Here is a 13,036-nt window from a genome sequence, read left to right as displayed (position 1 = left end):
GTGTGTTGTCGCTCGGCCGCTCAGCTCCCGCCCGGCCGCTCAGCCGAAGACGATGCAGGAGGCCGCGGCGACCTCGACGGAGCCGTCGTAGCGGGGCAGCCCGGTCCGCTCGTCGACAGCGAACCAGGTCACGTCTCCGGATCGTTCGTTGGCCGCGTAGAGGAAGCCGTCGTGCTCGGCCAGCGCGCGAGGCCAGTGTCCGCCGCAGGGCACCGTGCCGATCAGGCGGAGTGCGTCCCCCTGGACGGCGAGCACGGACAGGACGTCCTCGCCGCGGGTCGCGGTCCACACGAAACGGCCGTCGGGCGAGACCACGACGCCCGAGGCGTAGGCGTCGCCGGCCGGAGCGCCCGGCAGGACCGGGACCTCGGTCAGCGGCTTCAGGGAGCCCGCGTCGGCGTCCCAGAGGCAGACCGTGACGGTGGGGGTGAGTTCGTTGACCACGTAGGCGTGCTCGCCGTCCGGATGGAAGGCCAGGTGGCGGGGGCCCGATCCGGGGCGCAGCGCGATCTCGCGGTGCAGGGTCGGGATGCCGTCGTCCAGGGTGCACACCCGGACCGAGTCCGTGCCGAGGTCGACGCTGACCGCCCACCGGCCGCTCGGGTCCGGCTGCACCTGGTGGGCGTGCGGGCCGCGCTGGCGCCGGTCGTGCGGACCGGAGCCGGTGTGCTGGAGCACCCCCGAGGGCGCGGGGACCAGGCTGCCGTCCGAGCGCACCGGTACGGCCGTGACGCTGCCGGAGCCGTAGTTGGCGGTCAGGACGTGCCCGGCGTACAGGCTGAGGTGCGTGGGTCCGCTGCCGTCCACCGGCACGGGCGGCCCCGCGGGCTCCGGTTTGTCACGGCCGACGCGGAACGCGGCGACGGCGCCGTCGGCGGTCTCACTGACCGCGTAGAGCATGGTCCCGTCCGGCGACAGGGCCAGGTAGGAGGGGTCGGGCAGGGCACCGAGACGGCCGGTGACGGTCAGCGCCCCGCTGCCCGGGCGCACGTCCGCGGTGACCAGCCCGGGCCCGCCCGCCGCCGTGAACGACCCGATGAACGCCCTGTACCGCCTGCCGCCCTCTGCCACCGCTGTCCCCTCTCGGTCCGAGCCAGTGCCGACGGTAGCAGTCGATCACTTCAGGTCTAGACCAAACGGGTGACGAGGGAGTGTTCGCCGACGCCGCTCGGGCTCCCACCAGCGGCAATCCCGACGGAGCCCGCAGGGACCGCTCCAGGCCCTACAGGTGGGCCAGGGCCGACTCGACAGGAGCCCCGACGGACGGGTGCATGCCAGAGCGGGCTCGACCGGAGCCTCAGCGACCCGATGGACGCCCTACGGAGCCACCGACGGTGAATACCCCGTCCGCGACCTCGGACCAGCCGCAAGGCCGCCCCGGAGACGCGCCGCCGACCTCATCCCTCAGGCTCCCCACCAGCGGCAATCCCGACGGAACCCACAGGGACCGCTCCAGGCCCTTCAGGCGGGCCAGTGCCTGCACGACAGGGACCTCGGCGGGCCGGTGTGTGCCGGAGCAGGCTCGACCGGTACCTCGGGAGCCCGTGGAAGCCCTCGGAGACACTGGGCGTGAATACCCCGACCGCGACCTCGGACCAGCCGCAAGGCCGCCCCAGAGGCACTACGGCCACTCCGCCCCTCAGGCCCCCACCAGCGGTGATCCGGACGGAGCCCGCAGGGGCTCGGCCAGGTCGGCCAGGGCGCGCTCCAGGCCGTGCAGGTGGGCCAGGGCCGGCTCGGCCGGGGCGTCGGCGGGGCGGTGGACGCGGTCGGAGCCGCCGGTGGTGAGTGCCTCGACCGCGGACTCCACGCGCCAGCAGGCGGTGGCCAGGCGGGCGTCGTGGGAGGCCTCGGGGTCGGCGGCGACGGCGACCAGGCCGCGGATCTCCCGGGCGCAGTCGTCGAGGAGGGCGAGGACCCGGCGGGCGCGCCGCTTGCGGCCGAGCATCGGGTTCAGCGGGTGCACCAGCGGCGCGACCGAGAGCCGGACCCGGCCGAGCAGCTGCTCCAGCTCGGCCACGCGCGGCGCCGGGTCGGCCGTGTCCGAGCCCGCGAGGCGCGCGGCGGCCTCCGCGGTGCAGGCGTGGACGCAGCGCAGGGCTCGCTGGATCCATGCGTCGGTGGTGGCGTGGGTGGTGACGGGCAGCACGAACAGCACGGCCAGCACCGCACCGAGGGCGCCGACGCCGGTCTCGGCGAGACGCAGCGCGAGCAGGCCGGGGCCGAGGACGCCGAGCAGGCCGTAGAGCAGTTCGGCGAGCAGGGTCACCCAGAGCATCATCCAGGTGTACGAGACGGCGGCGGTGTAGAAGATGCCGAAGACGGCGACCGCGACGAGGACGGCCGTCGGGACCGGCGCGCCGTCCACGGGTACGGCGACGAGGAAGCCCAGGCCGATGCCGATCACCGTGCCGAGGACCCGCCGGAACCCGCGTACCAGGGTCTCGCCGCGCGAGGCGGTGTTGACGAAGACCCACCAGGTGGCACCCACGGCCCAGTACCAGCGCTGCCCGGACACCAGCTGCCCCACGACCAGCGCGAACCCGGCTCCGGCGACCGCCTGGACCGCCTGCCGGGTGGTGACCCGGGCCAGCCCGGACCCGGCGGGCGGCGCGGGCACGACCGCCGGGGGCAGCCGGCGCTCGTAGCACCACAGACCGAAGCGCACCGCGGCAGCGCTGAGCACGGACAGCAGGACGGCCGCGTACAGCTCGGGCAGCTGTCCTGACGTGGCGTGCAGGAACTGGGCCACGAAGAAGGTCATGAAGGCGAAGACGCCGAGGCTGTGCCCACGCGGGCCCCAGCGGCGGGCGTACACGCCGACGCCGACGACGGCGAGGAAGGCCAGGTCCCGCGCCACCGGGTGGTCGTGCAACTCCGCCGCCGCGGCCAGCACGGGCACGCCGACGACGGGCAGCAGCGCGGTGGTGACGGCCTGCCCGCGCACGGTGGCGTCGGTGACGGTGAACAGGGCGAGCAGCGCGGCGAGACCGCCGGTGACCGCGCCGACGAGCGAGTGCCCGGCCAGCCCGCACACGACGACGGCCAGCCCGATGCCGAGGACGGCCCGCGCGGCGAAACGCAACCGCGTCCGCCCCGGGTCCGGAGCCACGAACACCCTCTTCAGCACTGACGCCCTCCCCTGGGGAACACCTGGAACAACGGGAACGCCGGGAGCACCGGCATACAAAAGGCGCCGCGGGGATCCGCAGCGCCATCGACGTCTCCATGAGAGCATCACAGAGGTCGATGGCTCAAGTGTCGACTGAATCACTGAGCCATTGGCCCAGCGCCATCCGCGCATAATCGTCCGGCTGAATACCAACGGACCAGGTCGGGCGGCACACCGGGGCTGCAGCCCGCTGAGCCATTGGTACAGTCGTAGATCATGACCGTGGACGCACTCGACACCCGCATCCTGCGGCTGCTGCTGGAGCAGCCGCGTACCAGCGTGCGCGAGTACGCCCGCGTCCTCGGCGTCGCCCGTGGCACGCTCCAGGCCCGCCTGGACCGTATGGAACGGGACGGCGTGATCACCGGTACGGGCCCCTCGCTCTCCCCCGCCGCCCTCGGCCACCCGGTGCTTGCGTTCGTGCACATCGAGGTCACCCAGGGGCATCTGGACGACGTCGGGGACGCGCTGGCCGCCGTACCGGAGATCGTCGAGGCGTTCTCGATCACGGGCGGCGGGGATCTGCTGGCCCGGGTGGTGGGGCGGGACAACGCCCATCTGGAGGACGTGATCCAGAAGCTGATCAGCCTGCCGGGCGTGGTGCGCACCCGCACCGAAGTGGCCCTGCGCGAGCGGGTGCCGTACCGCCTGCTGCCCCTGGTGGAGTCGGTCGGGCGAGCGGCCCGCGCCTGACGCTTGGCATGCTGGACCGTATGAGCAAGCTCGGCACGCTTTCGGTCATCTTCGATCTCGACGGAACGCTGGTGGACAGCGAGCCGAACTACTACGAGGCGAGCCGGCAGACCCTGGCCGAGCACGGCTTCCCGGGCTTCACCTGGGCGGAGCACGAGAGCTATGTCGGGATCAGCACCCTGGAGACGGTCTCGACCCTGCGGGAGCGCTACGGCCTGCGCGCCACGGTGGACGAGCTGTTCCGGGCGACGAACCGGCGCTATCTGGAGCTGGCCCGGGTCGGCACGCTCGCCTACCCCGAGATGCGGAAGTTCGTGGAGCTGCTGGCGGCCGAGGCCGTTCCGATGGCGGTGGCCTCCGGTTCCTCGCCCGAGGCCATCGAGGCGATCCTCGCGGGGACCGGCCTGGACACCTTCCTGCGCATCGCCGTCTCGGCCGACGAGGTGGCCCACGGCAAGCCCGCCCCCGACGTCTTCCTGGAGGCGGCCCGGCGGCTCGGGGCGGACCCGGCCGACTGCGTGGTCCTGGAGGACGCCGCACCGGGTGCGGCCGCCGCGCACGCGGCCGGGATGCGCTGCATCGCCGTCCCGTACGTGGCCGCCCAGGCCGACGCACCCGAGTTCGCCACGGCCGCGCTGCTGCTGCGGGGCGGCCAGACGGAGTTCACGGCACAGTCGGCATACACCTGGCTGTCGGACTCGGCCGGCTCCGACTGAGCAACTCCCTTACTCGTCAGTACCGTTGACGCTCCTCCACCCCTTCCCTATCTTCTGGGCGACTTATCGAACGTCGTTCGATATCACGGACAACGGGAAACGAGGAGCACATGACCCCGCCCCTCTCGCGACGCACTCTCCTCCGGGCGACCGCACTCACCGCCGCGGCGGCCGGTCTGACCGTGGCCCCCGCCGGTTCGGCGGCTGCCAGTGTCCAACCCGCCTGGACGGTAAGGCCGTTCGGGCTGGGTGACGTGACGCTCGGCCGCGGTCTGTTCGCCGACAAACGCGCCCTGATGCTCAGCCACGCCCGCGGGTACGACGTGAACCGGCTGCTCCAGGTCTTCCGTGCCAACGCGGGCCTGCCCACGGGCGGCGCGACCGCGCCCGGCGGCTGGGAGGGGCTGGACGGCGAGGCCAACGGCAATCTGCGCGGGCACTACACCGGGCACTTCCTCACCATGCTGGCGCAGGCGTACGCGAGCACGGGCGAGGAGGTTTTCGCACAGAAGATCCGCACCATGATCGGCGCACTCACCGAGGTGCGGGACGCACTGCGCCACGATCCCGCCGTACTGACCGGTCAGGGCCGCTTCGGCTCGGCCGTCGAGCAGGTGCGCGGCTCCTACCGGTACGTCGACCTGCCCTCCGGGGTGCTCGGGAACGGCACCGCGGTCACCCTGTCCGCCTGGGTGAAGCCCACCCACGACGCGAACTGGGCCCGCGTCCTCGACTTCGGCGACAACACCACCCGGTACCTGTATCTCGCCGTCCGCAACGCCTCCGGTGTGCCCCGGTTCGCCGTCACCACCTCGGGCCCGGGCGGCGAGCAGGGCCTGGACGGGACCGCTCCGCTGCCGCTGAACGAGTGGAGCCACCTGGCCGTGACCCTCGGCTCCGGCACCGGCACGCTCTACGTCAACGGGACGGCCGTCGCCCGGAACACCGCCATGACACTCACCCCCGCGGCCCTGGGCGACCTCGCCGACCACTGGCTGGGCCGCTCGCACTACTCCGCCGACCCCGTGTTCGCGGGTGCCGTCGAGGAGTTCGCGATCTGGTCGCGCGCGCTCAGCGCCACCGAGATCGGCGAACTCCAGGGCGCCCGCGCGGCCGAGACCTCCGCCGGGCCCGGCGACCTGGTGTCGTACCGCTTCGACGAGACCTCCGGTGCGCGCTTCGCGGACTCCTCCGGACGCGGCCTGGACGCCACCCTGCGCCGCACCTGGGGCGGCCCCAGCCATCCCGGCTTCCTCGCGGCCTACCCGGAGACGCAGTTCGTCCTGCTGGAGTCGATGACCGGCAGCGACTACACGAAGGTGTGGGCGCCGTACTACACCGCGCACAAGATCCTCCGCGGTCTGCTGGACGCCCACCTGGCCACCGGCGACGAGCGGGCGCTGGACCTCGCCTCGGGCATGGGCGACTGGATGCACTCCCGGCTGTCCCGGCTGCCCGCGGCCACCCTGCAGCGCATGTGGGGGATCTTCTCCAGCGGCGAGTACGGCGGGATCGTCGAGGCGATCTGTGACCTGCACGAGCGCACCGGCAAGGCCGAACACCTCGTGCTGGCCCGCCTGTTCGACCTGGACCGGCTGATCGACGCGTGCGCGGCGGACACCGACGTGCTCGACGGGCTCCACGCCAACCAGCACATACCGATCTTCACGGGTCTGGTCCGGCTGTACGACGCGACGGGCGAGCAGCGGTACCTCACCGCCGCGAAGAACTTCTGGCGCATGGTCGTACCCCATCGCATGTACGGCATCGGCGGCACCAGCACCGGGGAGTTCTGGAAGGCGCGGGACGTCGTCGCGGGGACGATCGGTGCGACGACGGCGGAGACGTGCTGCGCGTACAACCTGCTGAAGCTGAGCCGGTCGCTGTTCTTCCACGAGCAGGATCCGGCCTACATGGACTACTACGAGCGGGCGTTGTACAACCAGGTGCTCGGCAGCAAGCAGGACAGGGCCGACGCGGAGAAGCCGCTCGTCACGTACTTCATCGGGCTGACGCCGGGGCATGTCCGGGACTACACACCGAAGCAGGGCACGACCTGCTGCGAGGGCACCGGCATGGAGAGCGCCACCAAGTACCAGGACTCGGTGTACTTCGCGGCGGCCGACGGCAGCGCCCTGTACGTCAACCTGTACAGCCCGTCCACCCTGACCTGGACCGAGAAGGGTGTCACGGTCACCCAGACCACCGCCTACCCGCGGGAGCAGGGCAGCACCCTCACCGTCGGCGGCAGCGGCCGTGCCTCGTTCGCGCTGCGGCTGCGGGTGCCCGGCTGGGCGACCGCCAGGTTCCGGGTGACGGTCAACGGGCGTCCGGTGGAGGGCACTCCGACGCCGGGCAGCTACTTCACCGTCGCGCGGACCTGGCGACCCGGCGACACGGTGCGGGTGCGCATGCCGTTCCGGCTCCGGGTGGAGAAGGCCCTCGACGACCCGTCCCTGCAGGCCCTGTTCTACGGCCCGGTCAACCTGGTGGCCCGCAACCCCGCCACGGAGTACCTGAAGCTGGGCCTGTACCGGAACGCGGCGCTCTCCGGCGACCTGCTGCCCTCCCTGACCCCCGTCTCCGGTTCCCCGCTGCACTACACCCAGGACGGTATCGAGTTCGCCCCGTTCCTCGAGGGGACCGAGGACCCGACCCACGCGTACTTCCGGCGGTCCGAACCCCGGGCAATCTTCGGCGGCCTCGACGCCGGCGTGGCGAACCCCGCCCGGTCCGACGGGACCACCTTGCTGGACGAGATCTGGGCGGGGGCGCCGTTCCGGAACAAGGGCGCGCTGGTCGCGCGTGTCCAGGACGTCGTGGCGGAATGGGTGGCGGCTGGGTCGCTCGGGCAGGAGGAGGGGGAGGCTGTCGTGCGTACGGCGCGGAAGGCGTCGTACAGGCCCTGACGACTCCGACACCCGTGCCGGCGTGCCGGTGTGACGTCTCCGACGCGCGCGGAAGTGCTCCTTCCGTGCGTTGGGCGGGGTGGCTGCTTAGCGTGACCCCATGACCACAGTCCAGGCCCGGCCCGCCCCCGACGACCGGCGGTGGAAGGCGCTCGGGGTCTGTCTGACAGCGGGCTTCATCTCGCTGCTCGACACCTCGATCGTGAACGTGGCGCTGCCCTCGATGGAGCACGGGCTCGGCGCATCCGAGGCCGCCCAGTCCTGGGTGGTGTCCGGGTACGCCCTGACCTTCGGGCTCGCACTGGTCCCGACGGGCCGGCTGGGCGACATGCGCGGGCGGCGCCAGGCCTTCCTGTTCGGGCTCGCCGTGTTCACGCTGGCCTCGGCGGCGTGCGGGCTCGCGCCCAGTGCCTCCTGGCTGGTGCTTTTCCGGCTGATCCAGGGCACGGCGGCGGGCATGGTCGCACCGCAGACCTCGGGGCTGATCCAGCAGATGTTCCAGGGCGCCGAGCGGGCCAAGGCCTTCGGTCTGCTCGGCAGTGTCATCGGGGTCTCGACGGCGGTGGGCCCGCTCGCGGGCGGTCTGCTGATCAACGCCGTCGGCACCGACGACGGCTGGCGCTGGGTGTTCTTCGTCAACCTGCCCATCGGGGTCGCCGCGTTCGTCGCGGGACTGCGGCTGCTGCCCCGGTTCCCCTCCATGTCGGACAAGCGGGAGGAGTTCGACCTGTTCGGGGTGCTGCTCCTCGGCTCGGCCGTGCTTGCGCTCATGCTGCCCCTGGTGCAGGAGCAGCAGTGGACCGGGCGGCTGAAGTGGGCGCTGATGCCGGTGGCCGCGCTGCTGCTGGCAGCGTTCTGGGCGTGGGAGCGGCGCGAGGGACGGCGCGGGCGGGCTCCCCTGGTCGACCTGAACCTGTTCTCACTGCGCTCCTTCACGCTCGGCGCGCTGATCAGCCTGACCTACTTCGCGGGCTTCACCACGGTCTTCTTCGTCTACACGCTGTTCCTGCAGAACACGGTCGGATACAGCGCGCTGACGGCGGGGCTCACGGTCCTGCCCTTCGCGGCCGCCTCCGCGGTCGGCGCCGCCATCGGCGGCCGTCTGGTGGTGCGCCACGGCCGCAAGCTCGTGGTCATCGGTCTGAGCGGGGTGGCCGCGGGGCTGCTCGGGGTGGTCGTGGCGGTGCAGCTGGTGCCCGGGCAGGCCGTGGGATGGGCCTCGGCGCTGCCGCTGCTCATCGGCGGGATCGGCTCCGGCCTGGCGGTCTCCCCGAACACCACCCTCACCCTGACCCGCGTCCCGGTACACCGTGCCGGTGCGGCCGGCGGGGTGCTGCAGACGGGCCAGCGCGTCGGCTCGGCCGCCGGGATCGCCGTGGTCGGCGCGGTGTACTTCGCACACCTGGCCAACCACGGGCGCTCCGTCACGGCGATTCAGCTGGGGCTGCTCACCGCCGTGGGGATCATCATGATCTCGCTGCTACTGGCGGTGGCGGACCTGCGGGAGCGGCATGTGCATCCCGAGTCGGACACCGTCGGCGGGACGGTCCGGCGGGGCTCCGAGGAGGGCGGGGCGGAGGAGCCGGTCCGGAGCGGATCCTGAAGGGTCACGACCTCCGGGTCGGGTCCTGAGGTTCACGACCTCCGGGTCGGGTCCTGAGGTTCACGACCTCCGGCGCGGATCCTGAGGTTCACGACCTCCGGCGCGGATCCTGAGGGTCACGACCTCCGCCGCGAGTCCTGAGGGTCACGACCTCCGCCGCGAGTCCTGAGGGTCACGACCTCCGCCGCGAGTCCTGAGGGTCACGACCTCCGGCGCGGCTTGCCCCGCTTGGCCGGCTTGGCGCCCCCGGAGCCCGTGCGGCCCCGTGCGGAACGGCTCGCGGGCTTGCCACCCGTCGACTTCGCGGCCGCCGGCTTCTGCCGGGCGCCACCCTGCTCCGGGCGCTTCCGCTTCTGCTCCGCCTCGGCCTCGGCCTTCGCCGTCGTACGGCCGCGCGTGCTGTTGACCGTGCGGCCGCGGACGATGCCGATGAAGTCCTCCACCAGGTCGGTGGTGGCCTCCTCCGGCCAGGACAGGGCGACGCTCGACTGGGGTGCGTCGACGACCGGGCGGTAGGTGAGGTCCCTGCGGTGGTGGAGGCGGGCGAGGGACTGGGGGACGATCAGGAGGCCCACCCCGGCCGCCACCAGCTCGATGGCGTCCTCCGTCGTCGCGGGGCGCTCGAAGGCGGGTTCGCCGGGCGGGCTGTCCCAGTCGAAGACGTCGTCCAGGGGGTGGAAGAGCACCTCGTCGGCGAGATCGGCCAGGGTCACCTCTTCCGCCGCCGTGATCAGGTGGTCCTTGGGGACGACGACCACCGTGGTCTCGGTGTAGAGGGGGATCGCGCTGAAGAACGTACGGTCGACCGGCAGCCGTACGAGGCCCGCGTCCGCGTCGCCCGCCCGCAGCACGTCCCCCGCCTCGGTGCTGGGCACCGGGACGAGGGCGAGCGGAATGTCGGGCAGGCGCTCGTTCCAGATCCGCACCCACTTGGCGGGCGTCGCCCCGGGGACGTACGCGAGCCGGAACGACGGTGTTTCCTCCGAGCCTGTCACCAGGCCAGGTTACCGGCCGTGGTCGGCCGTCCGGCACACGGCCGATACCCTTGACCTCATGAGTTCGCAGCAGAGCACCCAGACGATGAAGCCCGCGACCGCGGCGAAGAAGCTGGGTGTGTACCTCCCCGCCACCCCCGCCGAGTTCCAGGAGGGTGTGGTCACGCGCGCCGAACTGAACGAGCTGCAGGCCAGTCCGCCGGAGTGGCTGCGCGTGCTGCGGGAGAACGGTCCGCACCCGCGCCCGGTGGTGGCCGCGAAGCTCGGCGTGTCCATCGCGGGGCTCGCCCGCGGCGGGATCACCGAGGCGCTGACCACCGAGCAGATCGAGGCGCTCAAGGAAGAGCGGCCCGAGTGGCTGGAGAAGGAGCGCGCCACCCAGGCCGAGGTCCGCAAGGAAACGGTGCGGATCAAGAAGCTGCACAAGGAGAAGCAGGAGAAGGGCGCCGAGCGGCGCTGACGCCCTTCCGCCGACTCAGCCGTCCGACGGCACCTTCAGCCGGTCCCAGCTGGCCTTGCCGGGGATGCCGTCCGCGTCCCTGCCCTTGAAGCCGAGCTTGTGCTGCCAGGCGGCGTAGGACCTGCGGTCGGCCTCGGTCCACTCGGGGCTCGGCCCCTCCTCGTAGTGCCCGCAGCCCTCGGCGACCAGCCGACGGCCCATGGCCGTGACGACGGGCGACTTCTGCCCGATGTGGAAGAAGCCGCTGCCCGGGAACGGTGCGTACTTCGGCTTGGGCGCGGGCTTGGGGTCCGGGTCCGTGCCGCCGCCCTTTCCGGCCAGCCGGTCGGCTATCCGCTTGCGCATCCCGTCCATGGTGAAGCCGCGCGGGTCCTGCTTGCCCGGCTGCCACTCCTTGTGCCCGATGACGGAGCGCTCGGACCAGCCGTGGTGCCGGCAGATCGCGGCGGCGACCTTCTCGATGGCCTCCTTCTGCGCCTGCGGCCAGGGGTCCTTGCCGTCACCGAGGTTGATGCACTCGAAGCCGTAGAAGTGCCGGTTGCCGTCGACGTCGGCCTGGTTGTCGTGCGGCAGCCTGGTCTCGTTGATCACCGCGCGCAGCACGTCGCTGTCGCCGAGGCCCGCGTGGTTGGCGCGGCCGTTGCCGACGAGGTGGACATGGCCCTGCTTGTCGATCACGCCGTGGCACAGCGGGCCGGGCAGGCCGGAGTAGCCGTTGTAACAGATGTTCACGGAGTTCTCGGTGCCCGAGGTGACGGTGTGGTGGATCATCACGCCGTTCACCGGGCCCCAGGGGCCCTTGGTGTTGCGGTTGTGGTGGCGCCAGTCGCGCACCTCGTGGACGGTCAGGCCCTCGGCGCGCAGCACCTCCAGCAGCTTCGACCCGGTCATCGGCTCAGCCATCAGTTGTCTCCTTCCACGGCGGCCTCGGCCGCCGCTGTGGTCTGCGAGCGGCCGCCGGAGGGGTCGGCCTCGGCGGCCTGCTCCTCGCGCGCGGCCAGGGCCTCGGCGTCCAGGGCCGCCCGGTCGGCCGCGGGGATGTCCGTGCCGAGCGGGCCGAAGGCGAACCGCAGATCGACGGTGCTGCCCTCGCCCTGCACCAGGGCCAGCGGCGCGAAGTGCCGGGCGATCCCGGCCGGGGCCTGGAGCAGGGGGCGGCGCGCCGTGTCGGCCGGCCACTCGACGCTGCCGGTGGCGGTGCGGGCGGGGATCAGCCAGTGGTCGCCGGTGCGGTAGCCGCCGCCCTTGGCGAAGTACACCTCGACGCCGTCCTCCAGGGGCAGCCACTCCCCCTCGGCGACAGGGACGGCACCGCCCTTCAGCGCCGTCGTACGGCCCTTCTGCTTCGGACCCTCCTGGTGGTCCCAGCGGCGCAGGAACGGGTGCAGGTGCGGCAGGCGTCCGACGCGCGGGTCCGGTTCGGCGGAGAGCCGGACGCGACGGCCGGGCAGGTCCAGTTCCTCGACCCGCAGCAGGGGCAGGGGTTCGAGGCGGGAGGCGTAGGCCGTGTCGGTGAACTCGACGTGGTCACCGACGTCCAGGTCGAGTTTGCCGTCGAGGCCGAGGGTCGCCAACTGCACCCAGGTGCCGTCCAGTTCGTCGACCGGGAAGACCACGGAGCCGTTCTCCCGAGACCACTTGAAGGTGGCGTCCTTCGCCTCGCCGCCCGCGTGGATCTCCACCCGGTACAGCTGGTTCTCCGGGCCGCGGTAGCGGGCGTCGGGCCGGACCAGGCAGGGGTCCTCGTCGGCGTGCTCGGGCCGCTCGCTGCGGGCGGCGAGATGGGCGGAGGGCTCCGCCTGGGCCTTCGCCCACTTCTCGAACGCCTCACGCACGGCCTGCGCGGACGGTTCGCTCCCCTCAATGTCCAGTGCGGACATCGACAGCGGCAGCACCTGCCAGACCACCTTCGCGCGGACCGCCGTGTCGGGCAGCGCGGCGCCGAGGGCGACCTCGCGCAGCGCCGGGTCCTCGGCCGCGGAGACCGCCCGCTCCCACACCTTCAGGTAGACGACGAAGGGCGACTGGGCGGGCGAGGGCAGCCGGTCGGCGTGGTTCTCCGGGTCGCGGAAGCCGTCGGGCTGGTTCCAGTAGTCCCAGTAGGCGTCGGTCGCCGGAGCCGGCTGCTCCTTGTCGTCCTCGTCCGGTACGGGGATGCCGGGCGCCGGGCGGTCGGCGTCGCACAGGATGCCGTCGACGTAGTAGCGGCCGCCGTGGATGTACAGGGTGTCGATGTCGAGCTTGCCGCCCACGTACTCGATGCGGAAGCCGGTGACACGGCCGGTGCCGCCGGGTCCCCCGTGCCGTCCGATCAGGTCGGCGGCGAGCGTGCGGGCCTGGTGGAGCTGGATGGCGGCCTGCTCGTTGAGGTCCGCGTCCAGCTGGACGCGGCCCTGCTGGGCGACGACCGCCGAGTAGTGCCGCTCCGGGCGGAAGGTGGAGCGGGAGAGATCAGCGTGCATGAAGGGGGTCCCCCTGGTTCGGAAAT

The 13,036-nt window shown here is 72.5% G+C and carries 10 protein-coding genes; 5 read left to right on the top strand and 5 right to left on the bottom strand.

Translation table 11 applies throughout. From position 1 onward, the window contains the following. Positions 1-39: 39 nt before the first annotated feature. Both ACIF83_RS04035 and ACIF83_RS04030 read right to left on the bottom strand, forming a co-directional pair. On the bottom strand, positions 40-1,071 hold the full coding sequence (locus ACIF83_RS04035; RefSeq protein WP_399723286.1) for a lactonase family protein: 1,032 nt from the start codon (positions 1,069-1,071) through the stop codon (positions 40-42). 568 nt (positions 1,072-1,639) lie between these two features. Next, complete coding sequence (locus ACIF83_RS04030) at positions 1,640-3,130, bottom strand: FUSC family protein (RefSeq protein WP_399723284.1); 1,491 nt, start codon at positions 3,128-3,130, stop codon at positions 1,640-1,642. A 258-nt stretch (positions 3,131-3,388) separates the two neighbouring features. Here ACIF83_RS04030 and ACIF83_RS04025 point away from each other — a divergent pair, with 258 nt between their 5' ends. The 4 genes from ACIF83_RS04025 (at position 3,389) to ACIF83_RS04010 (ending at position 9,093) form a co-directional block, all read left to right on the top strand. Continuing rightward, on the top strand, positions 3,389-3,865 hold the full coding sequence (locus ACIF83_RS04025; RefSeq protein WP_186581529.1) for an Lrp/AsnC family transcriptional regulator: 477 nt from the start codon (positions 3,389-3,391) through the stop codon (positions 3,863-3,865). A gap of 20 nt (positions 3,866-3,885) precedes the next feature. After that, positions 3,886-4,581: an HAD family hydrolase gene (locus ACIF83_RS04020; protein WP_399723282.1), complete on the top strand. Its 696-nt coding sequence runs from the start codon at positions 3,886-3,888 to the stop codon at positions 4,579-4,581. 110 nt (positions 4,582-4,691) lie between these two features. Further along, complete coding sequence (locus ACIF83_RS04015) at positions 4,692-7,490, top strand: beta-L-arabinofuranosidase domain-containing protein (RefSeq protein ID WP_399723280.1); 2,799 nt, start codon at positions 4,692-4,694, stop codon at positions 7,488-7,490. A 100-nt stretch (positions 7,491-7,590) separates the two neighbouring features. Then, positions 7,591-9,093: an MFS transporter gene (locus ACIF83_RS04010; RefSeq protein WP_399723278.1), complete on the top strand. Its 1,503-nt coding sequence runs from the start codon at positions 7,591-7,593 to the stop codon at positions 9,091-9,093. Between the two features lie 200 nt (positions 9,094-9,293). Here ACIF83_RS04010 and ACIF83_RS04005 read toward each other — a convergent pair whose 3' ends face one another. Next, entirely contained in the window at positions 9,294-10,088 is a 795-nt protein-coding gene (locus tag ACIF83_RS04005; RefSeq protein WP_393478505.1) for a LysR family substrate-binding domain-containing protein, read from the bottom strand. Positions 10,089-10,146: 58 nt separating this feature from the next. On the opposite strand from ACIF83_RS04005, the gene ACIF83_RS04000 reads away from it, so the two are divergent. After that, entirely contained in the window at positions 10,147-10,548 is a 402-nt protein-coding gene (locus ACIF83_RS04000; RefSeq protein WP_393478503.1) for a DUF5997 family protein, read from the top strand. Positions 10,549-10,563: 15 nt separating this feature from the next. Here the strand turns inward: ACIF83_RS04000 and ACIF83_RS03995 are convergent, their stop codons facing one another. Beyond that, positions 10,564-11,451 carry a peptidoglycan-binding protein gene (locus ACIF83_RS03995; RefSeq protein ID WP_393478500.1) on the bottom strand — a complete coding sequence of 296 codons (888 nt, stop codon included), beginning with the start codon at positions 11,449-11,451 and terminating at the stop codon, positions 10,564-10,566. Then, positions 11,451-13,010: a DUF6519 domain-containing protein gene (locus ACIF83_RS03990; protein WP_399723275.1), complete on the bottom strand. Its 1,560-nt coding sequence runs from the start codon at positions 13,008-13,010 to the stop codon at positions 11,451-11,453. Before ACIF83_RS03990 ends, ACIF83_RS03995 begins: the two co-directional genes overlap by 1 nt. Positions 13,011-13,036 lie beyond the last annotated feature (26 nt).

Source organism: Streptomyces sp. NPDC085866 (assembly GCF_044541035.1).
In the GTDB taxonomy this organism is placed as follows: domain Bacteria; phylum Actinomycetota; class Actinomycetes; order Streptomycetales; family Streptomycetaceae; genus Streptomyces.
This window is presented reverse-complemented; position numbering and strand designations above follow the sequence as displayed.